At 56.1% G+C, this 18681-nt stretch carries 20 protein-coding genes; 6 read left to right on the forward strand and 14 right to left on the reverse strand.

Going from position 1 to position 18681, the window contains the following annotated elements; genetic code table 11:
- The first annotated feature begins 210 nt into the window (after positions 1-210).
- The 5 genes from anmK to pdxY all read left to right on the forward strand — a co-directional run bounded on the left by anmK (position 211) and on the right by pdxY (position 4793).
- On the forward strand, positions 211-1335 hold the full coding sequence (anmK, locus tag OTG14_RS05510) for an anhydro-N-acetylmuramic acid kinase (protein ID WP_157189019.1): 1125 nt from the start codon (positions 211-213) through the stop codon (positions 1333-1335).
- Positions 1336-1428: 93 nt separating this feature from the next.
- Positions 1429-1752, forward strand: coding sequence for a C-type lysozyme inhibitor (gene mliC / locus OTG14_RS05515; RefSeq protein ID WP_024909356.1), 324 nt, complete (start codon positions 1429-1431; stop codon positions 1750-1752).
- Positions 1753-1809: 57 nt separating this feature from the next.
- Positions 1810-2466: a pyridoxamine 5'-phosphate oxidase gene (gene pdxH / locus OTG14_RS05520; RefSeq protein ID WP_024909355.1), complete on the forward strand. Its 657-nt coding sequence runs from the start codon at positions 1810-1812 to the stop codon at positions 2464-2466.
- A 125-nt stretch (positions 2467-2591) separates the two neighbouring features.
- Positions 2592-3866 carry a tyrosine--tRNA ligase gene (gene tyrS / locus OTG14_RS05525; RefSeq protein ID WP_023335449.1) on the forward strand — a complete coding sequence of 425 codons (1275 nt, stop codon included), beginning with the start codon at positions 2592-2594 and terminating at the stop codon, positions 3864-3866.
- Positions 3867-3932: 66 nt separating this feature from the next.
- On the forward strand, positions 3933-4793 hold the full coding sequence (gene pdxY / locus OTG14_RS05530) for a pyridoxal kinase PdxY (protein WP_267214697.1): 861 nt from the start codon (positions 3933-3935) through the stop codon (positions 4791-4793).
- Positions 4794-4870: 77 nt separating this feature from the next.
- Here the strand turns inward: pdxY and gstA are convergent, their stop codons facing one another.
- From gstA to blr, 12 genes are all read right to left on the reverse strand, one after another.
- Positions 4871-5476, reverse strand: coding sequence for a glutathione transferase GstA (gene gstA / locus OTG14_RS05535; protein WP_048991235.1), 606 nt, complete (start codon positions 5474-5476; stop codon positions 4871-4873).
- A gap of 105 nt (positions 5477-5581) precedes the next feature.
- Positions 5582-7090 carry a dipeptide/tripeptide permease DtpA gene (gene dtpA, locus OTG14_RS05540; RefSeq protein WP_024909352.1) on the reverse strand — a complete coding sequence of 503 codons (1509 nt, stop codon included), beginning with the start codon at positions 7088-7090 and terminating at the stop codon, positions 5582-5584.
- Positions 7091-7681: 591 nt separating this feature from the next.
- On the reverse strand, positions 7682-8317 hold the full coding sequence (gene nth / locus OTG14_RS05545; protein ID WP_008500570.1) for an endonuclease III: 636 nt from the start codon (positions 8315-8317) through the stop codon (positions 7682-7684).
- The gene (locus tag OTG14_RS05550) at positions 8314-9000 is read right to left on the reverse strand and encodes an electron transport complex subunit E (RefSeq protein ID WP_023617347.1); all 687 of its coding nucleotides are present in this window, start codon (positions 8998-9000) and stop codon (positions 8314-8316) included. The genes nth and OTG14_RS05550 overlap by 4 nt, the downstream gene beginning before the upstream one ends.
- 2 nt (positions 9001-9002) lie before the next feature.
- The gene (gene rsxG / locus OTG14_RS05555; RefSeq protein WP_032651034.1) at positions 9003-9623 is read right to left on the reverse strand and encodes an electron transport complex subunit RsxG; all 621 of its coding nucleotides are present in this window, start codon (positions 9621-9623) and stop codon (positions 9003-9005) included.
- A gap of 10 nt (positions 9624-9633) precedes the next feature.
- A complete protein-coding gene (gene rsxD, locus OTG14_RS05560; protein ID WP_032651036.1) occupies positions 9634-10686 on the reverse strand; it encodes an electron transport complex subunit RsxD in 1053 nt (350 codons plus the stop codon).
- Positions 10687-12708, reverse strand: coding sequence for an electron transport complex subunit RsxC (gene rsxC / locus OTG14_RS05565; protein ID WP_267214698.1), 2022 nt, complete (start codon positions 12706-12708; stop codon positions 10687-10689).
- Positions 12701-13279, reverse strand: coding sequence for an electron transport complex subunit RsxB (rsxB, locus tag OTG14_RS05570; protein ID WP_267214699.1), 579 nt, complete (start codon positions 13277-13279; stop codon positions 12701-12703). Before rsxB ends, rsxC begins: the two co-directional genes overlap by 8 nt.
- Entirely contained in the window at positions 13279-13860 is a 582-nt protein-coding gene (gene rsxA, locus OTG14_RS05575) for an electron transport complex subunit RsxA (protein ID WP_267214700.1), read from the reverse strand. Before rsxA ends, rsxB begins: the two co-directional genes overlap by 1 nt.
- 76 nt (positions 13861-13936) lie before the next feature.
- Positions 13937-14377, reverse strand: coding sequence for a DUF2569 domain-containing protein (locus OTG14_RS05580; RefSeq protein WP_024909347.1), 441 nt, complete (start codon positions 14375-14377; stop codon positions 13937-13939).
- 86 nt (positions 14378-14463) lie between these two features.
- On the reverse strand, positions 14464-14679 hold the full coding sequence (gene ydgT / locus OTG14_RS05585) for a transcription modulator YdgT (protein WP_013096896.1): 216 nt from the start codon (positions 14677-14679) through the stop codon (positions 14464-14466).
- A 231-nt stretch (positions 14680-14910) separates the two neighbouring features.
- Positions 14911-15036 (reverse strand): division septum protein Blr, encoded by a 126-nt coding sequence (gene blr, locus OTG14_RS05590; RefSeq protein WP_169814161.1) that lies wholly within the window; start codon positions 15034-15036, stop codon positions 14911-14913.
- A 243-nt stretch (positions 15037-15279) separates the two neighbouring features.
- Between blr and OTG14_RS05595 the strand changes: the two genes are divergently transcribed.
- Positions 15280-16320, forward strand: a complete 1041-nt coding sequence (locus tag OTG14_RS05595; protein WP_048991230.1) for an oxidoreductase — start codon at positions 15280-15282, stop codon at positions 16318-16320.
- Positions 16321-16372: 52 nt separating this feature from the next.
- Here the strand turns inward: OTG14_RS05595 and add are convergent, their stop codons facing one another.
- Positions 16373-17374: an adenosine deaminase gene (gene add, locus OTG14_RS05600; protein ID WP_032651041.1), complete on the reverse strand. Its 1002-nt coding sequence runs from the start codon at positions 17372-17374 to the stop codon at positions 16373-16375.
- A 96-nt stretch (positions 17375-17470) separates the two neighbouring features.
- Positions 17471-18643: a MalY/PatB family protein gene (locus OTG14_RS05605; protein ID WP_267214701.1), complete on the reverse strand. Its 1173-nt coding sequence runs from the start codon at positions 18641-18643 to the stop codon at positions 17471-17473.
- Between the last annotated feature and the right edge of the window lie 38 nt (positions 18644-18681).

An 18681-nucleotide genomic window follows, 5' to 3' on the forward strand; every position in this document is an offset into this window, starting at 1 on the left:
TATGGCTAAATTATATGGCATAAGGAGCCATAGTTCATATCTTTGCATTAACAATAGGAAAATTGTACTTGAATTTGACTTAACGAGACATAAACAGGTCCGCCTGTGTTACCCGTCTGACATTGTTAAAAAATATTATTGCCGGATGGCAAAGCGGCGCCGTTTATGGTTGAGTGGATATCCTTAGCCCACGCAACGTAAGGAAAGCGCATGAAATCGGGTCGCTACATTGGTGTGATGTCAGGCACCAGTCTGGATGGGGTAGATGTCGTTCTGGCCGCCATTGACGAAAACATGGTGGCACAGCAGGCGAGCCTGACCTGGCCAATCCCCATTTCACTGAAAGAGGATATTCTGAGTATCTGTCAGGGGCAGAAGCTGACCCTCTCCCAGCTTGGACAGCTGGATGTCCGCCTGGGAGCGCTGTTTGCGGATGCGGTGCAGGCTTTGATGCAAAAAGAACATCTTCGCCCGCAGGATGTGGTGGCCATCGGGTGTCACGGACAAACGGTCTGGCATGAGCCCATCGGAGAGGCCCCGCATACTCTGCAAATCGGCGATAACAACCAGATTGTGGCGAAGACGGGCGTGACGGTAGTAGGCGATTTCCGTCGTCGCGATATCGCCCTTGGCGGACAGGGCGCGCCGCTGGTGCCCGCGTTCCATCAGGCGTTACTGGCGCACCCTTCAGAGCGGCGCATGGTGCTCAACATTGGTGGGATCGCCAATCTGTCGATGCTTATCCCGGGACAGCCGGTCCGCGGCTACGATACCGGCCCGGGCAATATGCTAATGGATGCCTGGATCTGGCGTCAGTGCGGCCAACCGTATGATAAAAATGCGGAGTGGGCGAGCGGGGGGAAAGTGATTCTTCCGCTGCTGCAGTCGATGCTAAGCGATCCTTATTTTGCTCTGCCGGCCCCTAAGAGCACGGGGCGTGAATACTTCAACCTGGGCTGGCTTGAGCGTCAGCTGGCGCCATTCCCGGCGCTCGCGCCGCAGGATGTCCAGGCGACGCTTGCTGAGCTGACGGCCGTGTCGATCTCCGAACAGGTTCTGCTCAGCGGTGGTTGTGAGCGCCTGCTGGTGTGCGGCGGAGGAAGCCGTAACCCGCTGGTGATGGCGCGTCTTGCGGGGTTACTGCCGGGTACCGAAGTGTCGACGACCGATGAGGCTGGCATCAGCGGTGATGATATGGAGGCGCTGGCCTTCGCATGGCTTGCCTGGCGCACCATTGCCGGACTGCCGGGCAACTTGCCGTCGGTAACCGGTGCGCGTGAAGCGAGCGTCCTCGGGGCGATTTTCCCGGCCAATCCTCGTCATAATCAGAGTTAACTGAAATTCAGCGCGGCGCGTCGTCGTTAGAATGGAACGAAACAGGGGGGCAGCCATGCCCTCCAGGACCAGGAAAGTCTTCGGAATACGCCCATGAAAAAACTTCTTCTTATTGCCGCCCCTTTGTTGCTGTCAGGATGCAGCGTCTATAACCAGTTCCTTGAGCGCATGCAGACCGATACGCTGGAGTATCGCTGCGACGAAAAACCGTTGACCGTGAAGCTGAATAATCCACGTCAGGAAGCCAGCTTTGTTTACGACAATAAATTGCTGACGCTGAAGCAGGGTATGTCGGCCTCCGGCGCACGTTACTCCGACGGTATCTACGTCTTCTGGTCGAAAGGCGACAGCGCCACGGTCTACAAGCGCGACCGCATTGTGCTGAACAATTGCCAGCTCGAAAACCCGAAGCGTTGAGATTTTTACAGGGGCGGCGCACAATAGCGCCACCCACTCTCAATGTCAGCTAACGCCATGTCAGATAACGATGAACTGCAGCAAATTGCGCATCTGCGCCGTGAATACACAAAAGGCGGCCTGCGTCGCCAGGATCTGCCCGCTGAACCCCTCGTGCTTTTTGAACGCTGGCTGAAACAGGCCTGCGAAGCGAAACTCGCCGATCCAACGGCCATGGTTGTCGCGACGGTAGATGAAAACGGTCAACCGTATCAGCGCATCGTATTGCTAAAGCATTATGACGAGAAAGGACTGGTGTTCTATACCAACCTTGGCAGTCGCAAAGCGCACCATTTAGAAAATAATCCGCGCATCAGCCTGCTGTTCCCGTGGCATATGCTGGAGCGTCAGGTGATGGTCACCGGCAAAGCGGAACGTCTCTCGACGCTGGAAGTGGTGAAGTATTTCCACAGCCGCCCGCGTGACAGCCAGATTGGCGCCTGGGTATCAAAACAGTCCAGCCGAATTTCCGCCCGCGGCGTACTGGAAAGTAAATTCCTGGAGCTGAAACAGAAGTTCCAGCAGGGTGAAATTCCCCTGCCAAGTTTCTGGGGCGGTTTCCGTATCCCGATTGAGCAGATGGAGTTCTGGCAGGGGGGCGAACACCGCCTGCACGACCGCTTTTTATACCAGCGCGAGAATGGCGGCTGGAAAATCGACAGACTGGCACCGTAATCCCCGAAATTTGTTGATTTAAGCGCTAGCGCACACCGCGCTTGCGCTTTATTCTATGGTCCTTTCGCATCAGGCGAAAAGTCGTGTACCGGCAAAGGTGCAGTCGTTTATACATGGAGAATTTGATGGCAAGCAGTAACTTGATTAAACAATTGCAAGAGCGGGGCCTCGTGGCCCAGGTGACGGACGAGGAAGCGTTAGCAGAGCGACTGGCGCAAGGCCCGATCGCGCTCTATTGCGGCTTCGATCCCACCGCTGACAGCTTGCATTTGGGGCATCTTGTTCCATTGTTATGCCTGAAACGCTTCCAGATGGCGGGCCATAAGCCTGTTGCCCTGGTGGGCGGCGCGACCGGTCTGATTGGTGACCCAAGCTTTAAAGCCGCTGAGCGTAAACTGAATACCGAAGATACCGTGCAGGAGTGGGTAGATAAGATCCGCAAACAGGTTGCACCGTTCCTCGACTTCAACTGTGGTGATAATGCCGCCATTGCCGCGAACAACTACGACTGGTTTGGCAGCATGAACGTGCTGACCTTCCTGCGTGATATCGGCAAGCACTTCTCTGTTAACCAGATGATTAACAAAGAGGCCGTGAAGCAGCGTCTGAACCGCGACGACCAGGGTATCTCCTTTACCGAGTTCTCCTACAACCTGCTGCAGGGGTATGACTTTGCCTGCCTGAACAAACTGCACGGCGTTTCCCTGCAGATTGGCGGTTCCGATCAGTGGGGTAACATCACCTCCGGTATCGACCTGACCCGTCGCCTGCACCAGAATCAGGTCTTTGGTCTGACCGTTCCGCTGATCACCAAAGCCGACGGCACCAAATTTGGTAAAACCGAAGGCGGCGCGGTGTGGCTCGATCCGAAGAAAACCAGCCCGTACAAGTTCTACCAGTTCTGGATCAACACGGCGGATGCCGATGTTTACCGCTTCCTGAAGTTCTTCACCTTTATGGACATTGAAGAGATCAACGCGCTGGAAGAAGAAGACAAGAACAGCGGTAAAGCACCGCGCGCTCAGTACGTGCTGGCGGACGAAGTGACCAAACTGGTTCACGGTGAAGAAGGTCTGGCCGCGGCAAAACGCATTACCGCAAGCCTGTTCAACGGTACCCTGAGCGATCTGAGCGAAGCGGACTTCGAACAGCTGGCGCAGGACGGTGTGCCGATGGTTGAGATGGAAAAAGGGGCTGACCTGATGCAGGCGCTGGTGGATTCCGAGCTCCAGCCTTCCCGCGGTCAGGCGCGTAAAACCATCGCGTCTAACGCTATTACCATCAACGGTGAGAAGCAGGCCGACCCGGAATACACCTTCGTTGACGGCGATCGTCTGTATGGTCGCTACACGCTGCTGCGTCGCGGCAAGAAAAATTACTGCCTTGTCTGCTGGAAGTAATTAACAGTCTTCAGGGGCGTGGGAAACCACGCCCCTTTTGTTTTTTCAGGGTTTGGTAAGAAAAAAATGAAGAACATCCTCGCCATTCAGTCCCACGTTGTTTTTGGACACGCTGGCAATAGCGCCGCGGAATTCCCGATGCGTCGCCTCGGCGTCAACGTCTGGCCCCTTAATACCGTGCAGTTCTCTAACCACACGCAATACGGCAAATGGACCGGCTGCGTGATGCCGCCTTCGCATCTCACTGAGGTTGTGCAGGGGATTGCCGATATCGACCAGCTCAAACGCTGTGACGCCGTGCTGAGCGGTTACCTCGGCTCAGCGGAGCAGGGGGAGCATATCCTCGGCATCGTGCGCCAGGTGAAAGCCGCCAACCCGTCGGCAAAATACTTCTGCGACCCCGTCATGGGGCATCCGGAGAAAGGCTGTATCGTGGCGCCAGGCGTTGCAGAGTTTCACGTCCGTCACGCGCTGCCCGCCAGCGATATCATTGCGCCAAACCTGGTCGAACTCGAAATTCTCTGCGAGCGTCCGGTTAACAGCGTAGAAGAGGCCGTAAGAGCGTCCCGCGAGCTTATCGCGCTGGGGCCTGACGTTGTGCTGGTAAAACACCTTGCGCGCGCAGGGCTGAGCCAGGACCGTTTTGAAATGCTGCTGGTAACGAAAGATGACGCCTGGCATATCAGCCGTCCGCTGGTGGATTTCGGCCAGCGCCAGCCGGTTGGGGTCGGAGATGTCACCAGCGGTCTGCTGCTGGTGAAATTACTGCAAGGGGCGACAATGCGCGACGCGCTCGAGCATGTTACTGCGGCGGTGTACGAAATCATGATTGCGACGAAAGAGATGCAGGAATATGAACTGCAGGTGGTCGCGGCACAGGATCGTATCGCGAAGCCGGAGCACTATTTCAGCGCTACCCAGCTTTAAACGATGCCGGGTGGCGCTGCGCTTACCCGGCCTACAAAACCCGTAGGCCCGTGCAAGCGAAGCGCCGCCGGGCGATATTAGCTAAGACCTTCCGCTTTCAGCGCCGCAGCCACCGCAGGACGCTCTGCCACGCGTTTCATATACGCTGCAATATGGTCTAACCCTTCCAGGTTAAGCTTAACCGCGCGCGCCCAGCGCAGCACGGTGAACAGGTATGCGTCGGCAATCGTGAAGCGCGGACCCGCAATCCACTGATCGTCTTTCAGCGATGCGTTAACGTACTGCAGCTTTTTCTCAAGAAGGGCGCGCAGGGTCGGTTTGAACTCCTCTGGCGTATCCGGGCGGAACAGAGGGGTAAAGCCTTTGTGCAGCTCGGTGGCAATGTAGTTCAGCCATTCCAGCGTCTTATAACGCGAAATGGTACTGACCGGCGCCAGCAGATGGCGATCGGGTACGCTATCGGCCAGGAACTGCATAATCGCCACGCCTTCAGTCAGCAGAGTACCGTCGTCCAGCAAGAGCGCCGGAACTTGTCCTTTCGGGTTGATGGCAAGAAAATCATCGCCGTTTTCCAGACGTTTTTTCATCAGGTCAACGCCATCCAGCGTGAAATCTTTGCCGCTCTCGCGCAGGGTGATATGGGAAGCAAGAGAGCACGCACCCGGTTTGTAGAACAGTTTCATCGGTAACTCCTTTTTGCTGAGGTTTCAGCTATGTTAGTGCGCAAACGGATAAAAAAAAAGCCGCTAATGCATTAGCGGCTTCTGGTCAGTCGTTTCTCACGGAAATCACGCGGTAGCGGTGTTTGTCGCTTTAGCGGTCTTGTCGTCGTCCTGAGTCATACGGTTCAGTTTCGGCGCGGTCAGCAGCATCAGAGCGGCAATTACCGCAGTCGCGATACCAATCTGCATGAACACGGTACCGTAGACGTTCAGGGAAAGCAGTGGATCGGTTACATTTTCCGGAACAGCCATCAGGTTAGCAATCTTACCCGCGATGATTGCCGCACCGGCAGTGGTCAGGAACCAGCTACCCATGATGAAGCCCATCAGACGCTGAGGAACCAGCTGCGCAACCATGGCCAGTCCCAGGCCGGAGATCATCAGCTCGCCGATAGACTGCAGCGCGTAGCTCAGGATCAGCCAGTTAACGGAAACGATACCTGCGTCGGACGCAAATTTGGTACCCAGTGGCAGTACCAGGAAGGCACCAGAACACAGCACCATACCCAGCGCAAACTTGTGTGGCATCGGCAGACGGTCACCCATCTTGTTATAGATAGCGGCCAGAATTGGGGAACCAATCATGATCCAGAACGGGTTCAGTGCCTGGAACTGCTCAGGTTCAAACGCGATACCCAGAATGGAGTGCTCTACGTTACGGATGGCGAAGAAGTTCAGTGAAGTTGGCATCTGGCTGTACAGCACGAAGAAGATAATCGCTTCCAGCATCAGAATGAACGCCACAATCATCTTGCGACGGGCCGCACCCTGCATGGCGAATGCTTCTTTTGCAAAGATGACCACGATACCCAGCGCAACCACGCCCAGAACGGCACGTGCGATACCCTGGTTGTGCAGCAGCCAGGTGGCGATGGCCGCGAGGACAACAACGCCCACGATGGTGGCCAGCAGTTTGCCCATATGCACAGGCTCGAAGTCAGGTTTTGAACCGTAATCTTTAACCCAGCTGCGGCAGAACAGGAAGTTCACCACGGTGATCAACATACCCACGAAGCTCAGTGCAAATGCCACGCTCCAGCCGAATTTCGCCGCGAGCCATGGGGTTGCCAGCATAGAGAAGAACGAACCGATGTTGATGGACATGTAGTACATGGTAAATGCACCGTCCAGGCGCGGATCGTCTTTGTTGTAGCAGGTCGAAAGCAGAGAGGACGGGTTCGCTTTGAACAGACCATTACCAACGGCAATCGTCGCCATACCCATATACACGACAGCGGCATCATGCCCTGACCATGCCACCAGACCATAGCCAATCGCCAGGACAATGGCGCCCAGCATGATGACGCGTTTAGTCCCGAGGACTTTATCGCCCAGCCAGCCGCCAATCGCGACCAGACCGTACACCAGAGCACTGAAGGAAGAGAACAGCGTGATGGAATCGGCTTCGGACATACCCAGCTGTTTTACCAGGTAAACCGCCATGATCCCTTGCAGGCCGTAATAACCAAAACGCTCCCATAACTCGATAGAGAAGATGAGATAGAACGCTTTAGGTTGTTTAAAAGCGTTAAGACTCACGCTTTCATCTGTTGGTTTATTGTTTGCAGTAGACACATATACCTCTTTTTTTACATCCCATATTAATGGGGGTGTTCATAGCGTGATGGCCGTAGTCCATACGCCTTATAGTTATATTGGGAGGAGAAACGGCGGGTAATGTTCACTATCCTGCCCCGTCTGGCAATACGTTTGTAATAATCTGTTACATATATCTGGAGTGGTATAATCGTCGGTTCATGCAAATGTTATTCAGCGTTAAATTTCATACGATGAGTAAAGGTAGTTTTTTCGACTGGTAATGACTCGTCCGGATCGGCTTTTGGCGATATGTTCTGCTATTTGTCGCTTTACGCAGTGATATAGCCCATATTCTGAAAAATAGCTGGTCTTATCTTCGGTGATGGGAGGTGAGTATCTTGTCAGACAAAGGGTTTAGGCCGATTTTGACAACAAAAATTCAACATGAAGTTATCAGGGTGATCGCGATCACAGATGTATAGAAATTTTTGGCCATGAAAAAAGTATTAACCTGTTTGAGCGTTAAACAACCGAACAAGTGATAGGTCAGAGTAAGCGAAAGACGGACAAGTAACGGCCAAAAGAAGAGCATTCGATAGCCCTTCCTTTAATATGGTATTGGGGCGATCAGGGATACACTTTTTCTTTGTATTCGCAGAGATCTTCGATAATGCAGGAGCCGCAGCGAGGCTTGCGGGCAATACAGGTATAACGGCCGTGCAGAATCAGCCAGTGATGGCAATCCACCTTAAATTCTGCCGGAACCACTTTCAGCAGCTTCTCTTCGACCTGCTCGACGTTTTTCCCGGGCGCGAAGTTGGTCCGGTTAGACACGCGAAATATATGCGTATCCACGGCGATAGTGGGCCAGCCAAACGCAGTGTTAAGCACCACGTTTGCGGTCTTACGCCCCACGCCCGGTAAGGCTTCCAGCGCAGCGCGGTCCTCCGGCACTTCGCCTCCGTGCTGTTCCAGCAGGATCCGGCAGGTCTTGATGACGTTCTCGGCTTTGCTGTTAAACAGGCCGATGGTTTTGATATACGACTTCACGCCTTCCACGCCCAACTCCAGCATGGCCTTCGGCGTATTGGCGACCGGATAGAGCAGGGCAGTGGCTTTATTGACGCTCACGTCGGTCGCCTGTGCAGAAAGCAACACCGCGATCAGCAGCTCAAACGGGGAGGTAAAATTCAGCTCCGTCGTCGGGTGCGGGTTCTCGTCCCGCAGACGGGTCAGGATCGCAATGCGCTTTTCTTTATTCATGAAGCCTTCTCGGGTGTCCCTTCCAGAACGCTACGCTCAGCCGCGCGGCGCTTACGTTTTTCATCAATCAGGTATTTTATCGCCAGCATCATGCCAAGGCCAATAAATGCGCCAGGCGGCAGCATCGCCAGCAGGAATGGCGTATCGGTGTGGAACACTTCAACGCGCAGCGCTTTGGCCCAGCCGCCGAGCAGCGCATCTGCGCCGTCAAACAGCGTACCGTTACCGAGGATCTCGCGCAGCGAGCCCAGCACGAACATGGCGCATGTGGCACCCATGCCAATGGAAAACCCATCCAGCGCCGACATGGCGGGGCTGTTTTTCACCGCGAAGGCTTCCGCGCGCCCGACAACGATACAGTTAGTGACGATAAGGGGAATAAAGATCCCGAGCGACTGGTACAGGCCAAACGCATAGGCGTTAATCAGCATCTGAACGATACTGACCACCGACGCAATGATCATGACGTAAATCGGAATACGAATTTCCGACGGCGTCCAGCGGCGCAGGGCAGAGATGGAGAGGTTGGTCAGGGTCAATACCAGCGTGGTTGCCAGACCCAGACCGAGCGCGTTGGTGGCGGTGGACGTTACCGCCAGCAGTGGGCACATGCCCAGAAGCTGTACCAGCGCGGAGTTGTTCTTCCACAACCCCTGGACAATAACCTCTTTAACCTGGCTCATGATTACTCCTCACAGGCCGGAAGATTGTTGATTTGCGCGGGCAGCGTTTCAGCATACAGCCCGGCTCGTTTTACGGCATTCACCACCGCACGTGGGGTGATGGTCGCCCCGGTGAACTGGTCGAATTCGCCGCCATCTTTCTTCACTGCAAACGCGGTGTCACCTTCGCCATGGATCACTTTACCGGCAAAGTGCAAAATCCAGTCGCTCAGGCGGGTTTCAATTTTATCGCCAAGACCCGGCGTTTCATGGTGTTCCGTCACGCGGGTGCCCAGTATGGTGCCGGAGAAATCGCTGCCCACAAGCAGCTGAATGGCGCCGGAATAGCCGTCAGGCGCCGTCGCTTCCATCACTGCGCCGACCGGTTTATCCCCTTTGCGGGCGATAAAGAGGCGGTGTGGGCCTTTCCCAAGCTGCGGCGCGTCTACCACAAAGCAGCTTTTTTGCAGGTCATTATCGTAGAAATCGGACGGGATCACCTGATCGAACAGCGCCTTTTGCTGCTTCGAGGCCTGTTCTTCGATTGTCGTTTTGGTCAGCGCATTAACCAGTGCCGTCAGCCCCGTCAGGACCGCGGCGAAGACAGCCAGCGTGACGCCGTGTTTCTGCATCGTTTTTAACATGGCGAAACCCTTAACGATGACCGTACACGCGTGGACGCGTGTAATAGTCGATGAGCGGAACGGTAATGTTGGCGAGCAGGACGGCAAAAGCCACGCCGTCCGGGTAGCCGCCGAAGCTGCGAATGAGCCAGACCAGCAGGCCTGCCAGCGCGCCGAAGATCAGGCGTCCGCGGTTAGTCGTTGAGGCCGTTACCGGATCCGTCAGGATAAAGAAGGCACCCAGCATGGTCGCGCCGGAGAGCAGGTGCATCTGCGGGCTGGCCAGTGATTCAGGAGAGAAGACCCAGCCCAGCGTGGCGCAAACCGCCAGCGTCACGAGGAAGCTGACCGGAATATGCCAGCGAATGGCTTTCTGCTGCAGCAGGAACAGGCCGCCCAGCAGATACGCCAGGTTGACCCACTGCCAGCCTGCACCCGCCAGCATGCCGCTGTAGATCGCGGACTTCATGATCTGCTCAACGCTGTGCCCGGCATGCAGGGATGTTTTAAAGGTATCGAGCGGCGTCGCCTGGCTGATACCGTCCACGCCCATGCGCAGCGCGTTCATATCCGCACCGAGCGCCGTATGGCCGGTAAAGATCACGTGCAGGGCATCCATAAAGCCCGGAACCGTGGCCGCAATCTCATGCGGAGGCAGCCAGCTGGTCATCTGTACCGGGAAGGAGATCAGCAGCACCACGTAGCCAATCATCGCCGGGTTGAACGGGTTATGGCCGAGCCCGCCGTACAGCTGTTTGGCAATGATCACCGCAAACACGGTACCCAGGACCACCATCCACCATGGGGCGAACGGTGGGATACTGATGGCCAGCAGCAGGCCGGTCAACAGCGCGGAGTTATCGGCAAGAATGCGGGAGACAGCCGCCTTGCGCAGCTTAAGCACAAGCGCTTCCGCCGCTAAGGCGCTGGCACAGCCCAGGATTATCTGGAACAGGGTTCCCCAGCCGAAAAACCAGCACTGAACGGCAATGCCCGGCAGCGCCGCCAGGCAGACCAGCATCATGATGCGCGATGTCTGGCGCTGATTGTGGGTGTAAGGGGAGCTTGCGATTCTGAAAACCATTTAATCCTCGTTAACTGCTTGCTGTGCGGCTTTCTTCGCCTGAACGCGCGCAATGGCGGCGGCGACGGCGGCCTTGCGCGGGTCATCGTTGGCGGCCTGCGGTTGCTCATCCTGCTGCGCCGCTTTACGGGCTTTAGCGCGGGCAATCGCCGCTTCGACGGCGGCTTTACGCGGGTCGACCGGCGCTTCGGGTTCTGCGGTTTGTGTCTGCTGCGCCGCTTTGCGCGCTTTAGCACGGGCAATCGCCGCTTCGACGGCCGCTTTGCGAGGGTCGACGGCTTCCTGCTCGACCACCACATTCTGCTCACCGGCTTTGCGGGCTTTAGCGCGGGCTATTGCCGCTTCAACGGCGGCTTTACGCGGGTCGATCTCCGCCTCTGCCTGGACCGTTTGCGCTTTTTCAGCCTGACGGGCGCGCGCTGCGGCCTTACGTGCTTCACGCGCGGCAATCGCTTCGCTGTTGTCCGGCTTCTCGCCGGCCGGGATCACCACAGGCTGCGCTGCAGTGGCTTTTTTCTCGCGAACGCGCGCCAGTGCGGCGTTAATCGCATCCTGATCTTTCTCGGCAGGCTGAACGGCGGCCTGCTTATGGCGCTCCTGACGGGCGATTTTTTCGCGTTCCAGTCGCGCCTGGCGCGCTTCGAAGCGCGCTTTGGCTTCTGCCGCGCGTTTTTCTTCCATGGAGATGGCATAAATTTCAGCCTTCTCCTGGCGGAAATACTGCACCAGAGGAATATTGCTAGGGCATACCCAGGCGCAGGCACCGCATTCAATGCAGTCGGCAAGGTTATGGGCTTTCGCCTTGTCGTGCAGCTGGCCTTTGCTGTACCAGTACAGCTGCTGCGGCAGCAGATCCGCCGGGCAGGCGTCGGCACAGGCGCTGCAGCGGATGCAGCCTTTCTCTTCCTGCTCCTCGCCCATTTCGGTCGGAGAAGGCGCGAGCAGGCAGTTGGTAATTTTCACTACCGGCACGTCCAGCCACGGCAGGGTAAAGCCCATCAGCGGGCCGCCCATGATCACCATCTGGTCGCTGCCCGGGCAAAACTCAGCCTGTTCCAGCAGATGACGCACCGGCGTACCCAGACGCGCCCAGACGTTGCCCGGACGAGAAATTGATTCCCCTGTCAGCGTCACCACACGCTCGGTTAACGGTTCGCCGTCAATCACCGCGCGCTTCACGGCATACGCGGTGCCGACGTTTTGCATCAGCACGCCGATATCCGAAGAGCGTCCGCCATGCGGGACCTGCTTGCCGGTGAGAATTTGCGTCAGCTGTTTTGCGCCGCCGGAAGGGTACTTGGTCGGGATAACGCGCAGGCTAATATCATGACTGCCCGCCAGCACGGCGCGCAGCATTGAAATAGCCTGCGGTTTATTGTCTTCGATACCGATCAGCACTTCCCGCGGCTGCAGAATGTGCGCGAGGATGCGGATGCCTTCCACCACCTGGGCGGCGCAGTCCTGCATCAGACGATCGTCGGCGGTGATATACGGCTCGCACTCGGCGGCGTTAATAATCAACGTCTGAATGTTATCGCCACCGCCGCGGAGTTTGACACCGGTCGGGAAGCCTGCACCACCCAGACCAGCAACGCCGAACTGATGAATGCGCTCGATAAGCGCTTCGCGACTGCGGGCGCGGTAATCGCTCCAGCCGTCACGGTCAATCCAGCGGTCTTCGCCGTCGGCTTCAATCATCACGCTCAGCTCTGAGAGCGCGGACGGATGGGCCACCGTATGGGGCGCGATGGCGACCACCTTACCGGAGGTGGGGGCGTGCACCGGCAGCATACGTCCGCGACCAAAGGTCAGCGGCTGACCGCGAAGGACGGTATCACCTTCTTTCACGCACAGCTCACCCTCCGCGCCGATGTGCTGCTTGAGCGGCATAACGAAACGGGTCGCCAGCGGAATTTGACGCAGCGGCGTGCCGTTAGACTGGGTTTTCATCTCCGGTGGATGAATACCGCCGTCAAAGTCCCAAATCTTCTCTTTTCTGAAAGCAGAAAATAATTTAAGCATGTTGTTCCACAGGAATATTGCGAACCGGAATGGCTTGAAGATCCCACTTCCAGCTTTCGGTAGTCGTTTCAACCGGGCGCAGCTCGATACATTGCGTCGGGCAGGGTGCTACGCAGAGGTTACAGCCGGTGCACAGGTCCGCCACCACGGTGTGCATGGCGCGGGTTGCGCCCACAATGGCGTCAACCGGGCAGGCCTGAATACATTTGGTGCAGCCGATACAGTTGGCTTCGTCGATCACGGCCAGCGCGCGGACCGGCTCCTGTACGTCCGCATCGCCATCAACAGGCTGCGGGTCAACGTTAAGTAGGGCCGCAATTTTCAACATCACCGCTTCGCCACCGGGCGCACAGCGGTTAATTTTTTCACCCTGAATCCCTACCGCTTCGGCATAGGGGCGGCAGCCGGGATAGCCACACTGTCCGCACTGGCTTTGTGGCAGAAGCTCATCAATTTTTTCTACAACGGGATCGTCCTCTACCGCGAAACGGCGGGAGGCGTAGCCCAGGATAAGGCCAAACACCAACCCCAGAACGCTGATAGAGGCGATGGCAATCCAGATAGCATTCATTACAACTTCACCAGACCACTAAAGCCCATAAAGGCCAGAGACATTAAACCTGCGGTCACCAGCGCAATCGCGTTACCGCGGAAGGGCGCAGGGATATCCGCTGCTGCCAGGCGCTCGCGAATGGAGGCGAACAGCACCATCACCAGAGAGAAACCGACTGCCGCAGAGAGACCATACAGCGCCGACTGCATAAAGTTATGGCCAAGGTTGATGTTCAGCAGTGCTACGCCGAGAACCGCACAGTTGGTGGTGATCAGCGGCAGGAAGATACCCAGCAGGCGATAAAGCGCCGGGCTGGTTTTACGCACCACCATTTCGGTAAATTGCACCACCACCGCGATAACCAGAATAAAGGCCAGCGTACGAAGATAGGTTAATCCCAGCGGGATGAGGATCCAGGTATCGATCCACCACGCGCAGATGGACGCCAGCGTCATCACGAAGGTCGTCGCCAGCCCCATGCCCATTGCCGTTTCCAGCTTTTTTGAAACGCCCATAAACGGACACAGGCCAAGGAACTTCACCAGAACGAAGTTGTTAACCAGCACGGTGCCGACAAAGAGCAGTAAGTAATCGGTCATTATTTAGCCTGAAATAAAAAAGCCGCCTATTATCGGACAAACCGACGCAGGCGACAACAGGTTATCTGTAGGGTTATTACGGGTTCACGAAGGTGTTTTTCACCCGCGTCGAACGTTTGAAATAGGGCACCAGCAGCGCCGCAGCCAGCAACGGGAATAGCAGCTGACGAACGGCCAGCGCGTCTGATACGGGCGAAAAGGCAAACGCTTTCACTGCCAGCAGGACCGAAATCAGCAGCCAGATAATGTAGTGCTTAGGCACACTCTTGCGGCGCTTAAAGAAGGCGATGGTCAGCCACAGCGTGTAGTACCACATTCCAATCGCGAAAACGAACGACACAAACCACAAAGCAATATTCAGCACGCTTTGCGACATCAGGGTCTGGATGGCGTGAGGGGTAATCAGTGCGGTGGTATACAGCAGCAGCGCAAGCGATGCGCTTAATAAGGCAACCAGCAGCCATGCCAGTGGGGCGATTAACCAGCCTCCAATGCGTTCTCCAGGCGTTGCGGTCATGAACTCTCCCATAATCTGCGCGAAATGTTGTACAGCCAGTTTGCAGGGCGGTGAGTATATAACATTTCGCGCGGATGGCTACTTTCTTATAAAACGTAACGCCATACAGACTTAGGCACTTCACCGACGTTGAACAAACGACCACCGGAAACCAGCTCCGCGCGGCGATGGTCTGCGGCGCGATACATATTAATGATGTCCTGATTATCCGACAGGGTGTAGTTCAGATGGTCAAACAGTTTTTCCAGGCTCTCAAGCGAATTGATCTTGCGAAATTTTAATAAATAGTCCTGAACTGTCATATTAATAAGTTTCCATATAAAAGTGAGTAATACCAGTTAAGGTAATTCGGTCGAATAATAAACGGATTAATAAAGACGTAAACAGCCCACTCAGGTAACGCGACGAAATTAGGAGTTTTCTTTGCTGAAATTCAGGCATCAGACGATGCCTGGAAGAGAAGGTTAACCGTGTTCACCAGGGCTGGCAATACGAAACTGACATATTATGTCACTCTTTATTGCAGTAACCGGTTATTTAGGTTGGGCGATGGTGACAGGCTCCGGCGGCTGGTAGTTATCGATATGGCTGGCGACGCCCAGCAAAATGACCGAAACTCCAAGGACAATCCATCCCGCTAATTCAATGATTCGATTAATAATTGACGTCATAATGCGTAATTGTACTTTATCCATAAAGACAGGGCGCAAATGTTACAGTGACGTCTCCCTGACGGCAAGCGCTTTGGGAACGGTTCCCTTAAACAAAATCAGTAGGTTAATACTATGTAACAAAAACAACCCGTACAACCTGCTATTTTAAGTCATAGTGCACATTATTAATCTGTGCTCATGCCAGGTTAGCCAGTGTGAAATAAGAATGTCATAAAAGAGGATGGCACTATGAGTGATAATATCCGCGTCGGGCTTATCGGCTACGGGTACGCGAGCAAAACGTTTCATGCGCCTCTGATAGCCGGGACGCCGGGGATGGCGCTGGCGGCGGTATCCAGCAGCGACGCTGCAAAAGTCCATGCCGACTGGCCTTCCGTGCCGGTTGTCTCAGAGCCGAAACATCTTTTCAACGATCCGAATATTGATTTAATCGTCATCCCCACACCGAACGACACCCACTTTCCGCTGGCAAAGGCCGCGCTGGAAGCCGGTAAGCACGTAGTGGTCGATAAGCCCTTCACCGTGACGCTGTCACAGGCACGCGAGCTGGATGCGCTGGCAAGGAGTCTGGGCAGGCTGCTGTCGGTGTTCCATAACCGCCGCTGGGACAGCGACTTTCTGACGGTAAAAAGGCTTCTCAGTGAAGGCACGCTAGGGGAGATCCTCTTTTTTGAATCGCACTTTGACCGCTTTCGTCCGCAGGTGAGAAACCGCTGGCGCGAACAGGCCGGTCCGGGCAGCGGCATCTGGTACGATTTAGCTCCGCATCTGCTGGATCAGGCCGTCAATCTTTTTGGTCTGCCGGTGAGCATGACGGTCGATCTGGCCCAGCTCAGGCCCGGCGCGCAGACAACCGATTACTTCCACGCGGTGCTCAGTTACCCGCAGCGGCGGATTGTGCTGCACGGCACGATGGTCGCGGCCGCAGAATCGGCCCGCTATATCATTCACGGTACGCGCGGGAGCTACGTGAAGTTTGGTCTCGATCCGCAGGAAGACAGGCTTAAAAACGGTGAACGTCTGCCGCAGGAAGACTGGGGCTATGATATGCGCGACGGCGTGGTAACGCGGGTCGAAGGCGAGGAGCTGGTCGAGGAGACCTTGCTGACGATACCGGGTAACTATCCGGCGTATTATGCCGCTATCCGCGATGCGCTGAACGGCACGGGAGAGAATCCGGTTCCTGCCAGCCAGGCGATTCAGATTATGGAGCTGATTGAGCTGGGCATCGAATCTGCCAAACATCGCGCGACGCTCTGCCTGGCATAGTTTTTTAATATTTTGTAGGCCGGGTAAGCGTCAGCGCCACCCGGCAACGGTGTTAACCGCGAGCCACTTTATCTTTCAGCGCCTGTTTCTCAGCAGGCGTCAGGAAGGCAATTTCCAGCCCGTTAATCTGTGCCTGACGGATCTGCTCGCGGCTCAGACCCGCCTGCGGTGCGGCGATGTTGTACTCGTGGATAATATCCACGCCCTGAACCGCCGGGTCGTCAGTGTTCAGCGAGGCCAGCACGCCGTGCTCGAGGAACGTTTTTAGCGGGTGATGCGCCAGCGTCGCCACGGTGCTGGTCTGAATGTTAGACGTCAGGCACGACTCAATCCCGATACGCTGCTCTGCCAGGAAATCCATCAGGGCGCGATCTTCGACCGCCTTCACGCCGTGACCGATACGCTCGGCGCCCAGCTCGCGGATGGCCTGCCAGATGCTTTCCGGGCCTGCCGCTTCACCCGCATGCACGGTAATGTGCCAGCCGGCATCGCGCGCGCGGTTGAAGTGGGAGAGGAACAGGCTGCCCGGGAAGCCCAGCTCGTCGCCGGCGAGGTCGACGGCGGTGATGGCGTCGCGATGGGCCAGCAGTGCTTCCAGCTCCTGCAGGCAGGCGGCTTCACCGAACGTACGGCTCATAATGCCGATCAGCCGAGCCTGAACGTCGAAGGTTTTACACCCTTCGCGCACACCTTCAATGACGGCTTCCACCACGCCTGCAACGGGCAGGTTGTGGGTCATCGCCATATAGCCCGGCGAGAAGCGCAGCTCGACGTAGTGCAGGCCGTTGCGGGCTGCATCTTCGATGTTCTCAAACGCCACGCGGCGGCAGGCATCCAGCGACGCCAGCATCTTCACGCCCCAGTCGAGTTTGCTCAGGAAGCTGACCAGGTCCGGTTCATTAGAGGTCACCTGTACGTGAGGGATCAAGGACTCAAGGGTCTGAGCAGGAAGCGTTAAATTGAACTGGCGGCCAAGATCAAGGATGGTTTGGGCACGAATGTTACCGTCAAGGTGACGATGAATATCAGTTAAAGGCAGGCGTGTATCAATCATGGTCGCACTCTTTTCTGGTTAAAGTGCGCCATATTATAAAAACAAAACGGGGTAAAAAGCTATTTGCGCAAGGGAATATTCCGTTGCGCAAATTGATTACAGGAGCGTGTTAATCCCGGCAATGAGGCGTTGCACGCCTTGTTCCAGCTTGCTGCGCGGGCAGCCCGCATTCAGGCGAACAAAGCCATTTCCTTCTTTACCGTAGGTATATCCCGGCATGATGGCGACTTTTTGCTGCTCGATCAGCACTTTTTGCAGCACCCGATCGTCAATGTTCAGCGGACGCAGATCGATCCAGGCCAGATAAGTCGCTTCGGGCGGCTGCCAGTTCAGTTTCGGAAAAGCGCGGTTTACTTCCTGCGCGATATACAACAAATTCTCTTCCAGATAACCCCGCAGGGCATCCAGCCACGGCTCCCCCTGCTGATAGGCGGCGATATGCGCCGTCAGCGCCAGCACGGAAGGGGAAGAGAGCCCGTCCCGGCCTTTTAGCGCGCTGAGGTAACCGTTACGGCTCTCTTCATCGCCAATCAGGCCGTAAGCGCCCGTCAGCGCCGGAATATTAAAGCTTTTCGAGCCGGAGGTGAGAAGCGCCCATTTGCCGCGCGCCACCGCGTTCCACGGCGTGTGACGATGCTCTCCCCACACCATGTCCATATGGATTTCATCGCTGATAACCGCCACGTCATAGCGTGCGCACAGTTCCGCCATCTGCGTCAGCTCATCCCGCGTCCAGACCTTGCCGGTCGGGTTTTGCGGGCTGCACAGCAGTAAAATTTTGTTTTCCGGTTTCGCCAGCGCCGCTTCGAGGGCCACCATATTGCCCTGCCAGCCTGCAGCCTGCTTTTCCATCTCAACCGCCACAACACGACGCGCGTTACCCTCTATGGCTTTATAAAACGCATCGTATGCCGGGGTGTGGACCACCACGCCGTCGCCGGTGTTTGACCAGAGACGAATCAGCTCTGACACCATGTAGATAACGGAAGGGCCATAAACGATCGATTCGGTCTCAATCTGACTGTGAAAGCGCTGCTGGAACCAGTGCGCAACGGCGGCGAGAAACTCATCGTTCTTCCAGCGGCTGTAGCCCAACACGCCGTGATTGATGCGCTGATGCAGCGCGTCGGTAATGCAGGGCGCGGTGGCGAAATCCATATCCGAGATGGTGAAGGGCAGCAGGTCGGCCGCGCCAAAGCGGTCGGCGACGTAGTCCCACTGCGTACACCAGGTGCCGTGTCGATCCACGACGGTAGAGAAATCAAACATGACGTTAATCCTTAAAGTAAAACCCCCTCATGAGAGGG

The sequence above is a fragment of the Enterobacter pseudoroggenkampii genome (assembly GCF_026420145.1).
Taxonomy (GTDB): Bacteria; Pseudomonadota; Gammaproteobacteria; order Enterobacterales; family Enterobacteriaceae; genus Enterobacter; species Enterobacter pseudoroggenkampii.

Coding starts and splice junctions, on each gene's coding strand:
- anmK (WP_157189019.1), top strand. CDS start 211: ATGAAATCGGGTCGCTACATTGGTGTGATGTCAGGCACCAGTCTGGAT.
- mliC (WP_024909356.1), top strand. CDS start 1,429: ATGAAAAAACTTCTTCTTATTGCCGCCCCTTTGTTGCTGTCAGGATGC.
- pdxH (WP_024909355.1), top strand. CDS start 1,810: ATGTCAGATAACGATGAACTGCAGCAAATTGCGCATCTGCGCCGTGAA.
- tyrS (WP_023335449.1), top strand. CDS start 2,592: ATGGCAAGCAGTAACTTGATTAAACAATTGCAAGAGCGGGGCCTCGTG.
- pdxY (WP_267214697.1), top strand. CDS start 3,933: ATGAAGAACATCCTCGCCATTCAGTCCCACGTTGTTTTTGGACACGCT.
- gstA (WP_048991235.1), bottom strand. CDS start 5,476: ATGAAACTGTTCTACAAACCGGGTGCGTGCTCTCTTGCTTCCCATATC.
- nth (WP_008500570.1), bottom strand. CDS start 8,317: ATGAATAAAGAAAAGCGCATTGCGATCCTGACCCGTCTGCGGGACGAG.
- OTG14_RS05550 (WP_023617347.1), bottom strand. CDS start 9,000: ATGAGCCAGGTTAAAGAGGTTATTGTCCAGGGGTTGTGGAAGAACAAC.
- rsxG (WP_032651034.1), bottom strand. CDS start 9,623: ATGTTAAAAACGATGCAGAAACACGGCGTCACGCTGGCTGTCTTCGCC.
- rsxD (WP_032651036.1), bottom strand. CDS start 10,686: ATGGTTTTCAGAATCGCAAGCTCCCCTTACACCCACAATCAGCGCCAG.
- rsxC (WP_267214698.1), bottom strand. CDS start 12,708: ATGCTTAAATTATTTTCTGCTTTCAGAAAAGAGAAGATTTGGGACTTT.
- rsxB (WP_267214699.1), bottom strand. CDS start 13,279: ATGAATGCTATCTGGATTGCCATCGCCTCTATCAGCGTTCTGGGGTTG.
- rsxA (WP_267214700.1), bottom strand. CDS start 13,860: ATGACCGATTACTTACTGCTCTTTGTCGGCACCGTGCTGGTTAACAAC.
- OTG14_RS05580 (WP_024909347.1), bottom strand. CDS start 14,377: ATGACCGCAACGCCTGGAGAACGCATTGGAGGCTGGTTAATCGCCCCA.
- ydgT (WP_013096896.1), bottom strand. CDS start 14,679: ATGACAGTTCAGGACTATTTATTAAAATTTCGCAAGATCAATTCGCTT.
- OTG14_RS05595 (WP_048991230.1), top strand. CDS start 15,280: ATGAGTGATAATATCCGCGTCGGGCTTATCGGCTACGGGTACGCGAGC.
- add (WP_032651041.1), bottom strand. CDS start 17,374: ATGATTGATACACGCCTGCCTTTAACTGATATTCATCGTCACCTTGAC.
- OTG14_RS05605 (WP_267214701.1), bottom strand. CDS start 18,643: ATGTTTGATTTCTCTACCGTCGTGGATCGACACGGCACCTGGTGTACG.